This is a genomic window from Collinsella sp. 4_8_47FAA, assembly GCF_000763055.1.
Lineage (GTDB): Bacteria > Actinomycetota > Coriobacteriia > Coriobacteriales > Coriobacteriaceae > Collinsella.
On record NZ_KN214135.1, the window covers coordinates 609,667 to 612,243 of the forward strand.

General features: G+C 59.9%; 2 protein-coding genes and 1 pseudogene. All 3 read right to left on the bottom strand.

Annotated elements, in window-relative coordinates:
• Window positions 1-658, bottom strand: a pseudogene (locus HMPREF9463_RS06065) (SIS domain-containing protein); the annotation flags it as partial.
• A gap of 170 nt (window positions 659-828) precedes the next feature.
• On the bottom strand, window positions 829-2,043 hold the full coding sequence (locus HMPREF9463_RS06070; RefSeq protein WP_035137732.1) for an MFS transporter: 1,215 nt from the start codon (window positions 2,041-2,043) through the stop codon (window positions 829-831).
• A gap of 92 nt (window positions 2,044-2,135) precedes the next feature.
• The coding region (locus tag HMPREF9463_RS06075; protein ID WP_035137733.1) for a PTS system mannose/fructose/sorbose family transporter subunit IID at window positions 2,136-2,577 on the bottom strand (442 nt) is incomplete at its 5' end.

A 2,577-nucleotide genomic window follows, 5' to 3' on the forward strand; every position in this document is an offset into this window, starting at 1 on the left:
TGAACAGTGGTGTAGGGGGCCGAGGGCGTACGTTCTTGGCGAGCTCCTCGGCGCGCGGCTCGAAGCGCTTGCGGATATCGAGCATGTCCTTCCAGATGTCCTTGGTCTGCTCGATAAACAGATCGAACTTGGGGAAGCAGCCGCGGCGGTTGAGCAGGCGCAGGCCGAAGCAGTCGGCGAGGTAGTAGCCCTTCTCGCAGCCGCCCGAACCATGGTCAGAAGCCATGGCGACGCAGTTCTCGGCGCCGACAGCCTGGCCGATGGGGCCCTCGGGCTTGGTCATGGCGTAGACGCGAATGCCCTTTTCCTTCATCTTCTTGACGGCCTCGAGGACCTCGGGGGTGGTGCCGGACTCGGAGGCGGTGAGCACGACGGACTTCTCGGTCATGCGCTTGTGGCCCATGACGTTCCACTCGGCGGCGTGGATCAGGTAGACCTCGAGGTCGCGGTCGCCGAACTTGTTCATGAGGTACTCAAGTTGCATGAGCTCGTCCCAGGTGCCGCCGACGCCCATCAGGAACACGGCGTCGTAGCCCTCGTCGGCGACCTTGTCGGCGAGCTCAATCATCTTCTTGCCGGTCTCGTAGACGTTCTTGCCGTCCTCGAGATAGCCCTCCTGGTCGAAATGCATGATCTCGATCTTCTCGGTTTCCTTCATGGCTTTTCCTTTCTGTCCTGCACGCAACTCTATACATCGCGTTTCTTTTCGATACCAATTATAGACATACACCTAATGTGTTTTTAATACCACTTATCAATCTGCTCCAATCCTCGGTAAACGGTCGAAATTCTCTGGTGAGTGGTATTAAATTAGAATTGAATGTATAGCTAACGCCTCTGGCGCCTCCCTTGTGTGACAAAGAACAGCGTTCCTACCAGCGCAATAATGGTCGATGCCCCAAACAGTACCGTCTGGACACCCAAAGCCTCCGCCAAAAACGGAGCCGCCAGCAGCGGCAGCACGCCGGCGCTCATCAGGCCAAAACGCACAAAGCCGGTAATGCGCCCCAGGTATTTGATGTCAGCGCGCTCCTGAATCAAGATCATCTGCAGCGGTTCCAGGAATCCCCAGGCCAGACCGTTAATCGCCTGACCGATAATCGCGACCCCCAGCATATCGGTGCCCACGTACACCATGGACCCAATGCCCACGGCCATGAGCGCGCCGAGCAGCAATCGCAGGTTGACATGGCGGGCAGAAAGCTTGGTCAGGATGAACGCGCCCACCGAGGAAGTGAGGCCCACGACCGAGGACAGCCAGCCCAGCCAGACGATATCCACGTTGAGCACATCGCGATAGAACAACGACTCCAACGAATCGAACGCGCCAAACGCAAAGAAGCCCAGAAAGCCCGAGATAAAGATAAGGCGCAGGTCGTGGTCGCGAAACGTAAGTCGCGCGCCCTCGGCCATGCCGCCCAGAATGCTGCCCTTCGGCTTCTCCCCTTTTGCGGGAGCAACACACTCGTGACAGCCCAAGGAGAGCACGGCCGCCACACCCATCATGCCCGCCATGAGCAGATAGACCGATTGCGTGGCAAAACAGCTCACGATGGCACCACCGAGCAGCGGGCCAGCGGTATAGGCGATATTGCTGTAGAACACCATGAGACCGTTCACGCGGGTACGGCCCTCGGTGGTCGACTCCAGGTATCCCGGAAACGCATGCGTACAGGTGTTGATAAAGCCGCCCGCAAGCCCCAAGACGCACGCGGCAAACACAAGCCCGGGGACAGACAACGGCGCCAACCCCACGCCAAGCGATAGCACCGCCGTAATCACGCACGTCACAAACGACGTCCGGCGCGGTCCAAAGCGGTCGATGACCGAGCCCGACACCATATTGCCCGCCGACGTCATAAGATTGCGTACGAGCGTAATGGCAGCAACCAAAAAGGCCGTGCCAGCCAAATCATACGTCGCCGCGCCGATAAGCCCTAAAAAGTACACCGCGTTGTTGGCGCACCATTGCAGGGACTCAATAAGAATCAGCCTGACCTCTGCCGGCGTCAGGCGCATTGCTTCGCGATCCTTCGCGAACATACGAACTCCCTCTATACAAGTAAGGGGATGGAGGGCATAGGCCCACTCCATCCCCTTACCAGGTTGCAATGACAGTCTATGCAGCCGGGCCCTTACGCCAGCACGCCGAAGAACGCGCCGACGATGCCCACGGCCATGGTGGCCACGATCAGCACCATGGGGTTGATCTTCTTGGACAGCAGCCAGTAGTACAGCCAGAAGGCGATCATGCCGAGCATGCCGGGCATGATGCCGTCCAGGATGTCCTGGAGGGTCTGGGCGTCGTCGCCCGAGCCGATGGCCACCGGGATGCTGGCCCAGAACATGTCCTTGCACATGGCGCCCACGACCATGACGCCCACGATTCCCACGCAGGTCATGATCTTCTGCATGAGGCCGGTCCTCTGGGCCTCGTCCAGGAAGCCCACGCCCAGCTCGTAGCCCTTGACGGCGCCCCAGATGCGCAGCGCGAAGCCGGGGACGTTGTAGATGAGCAGGAAGGCGATGGGGCCGAAGGGGTTGCCGGCCTGGCACAGGCTGATGCCCACCGCGGCG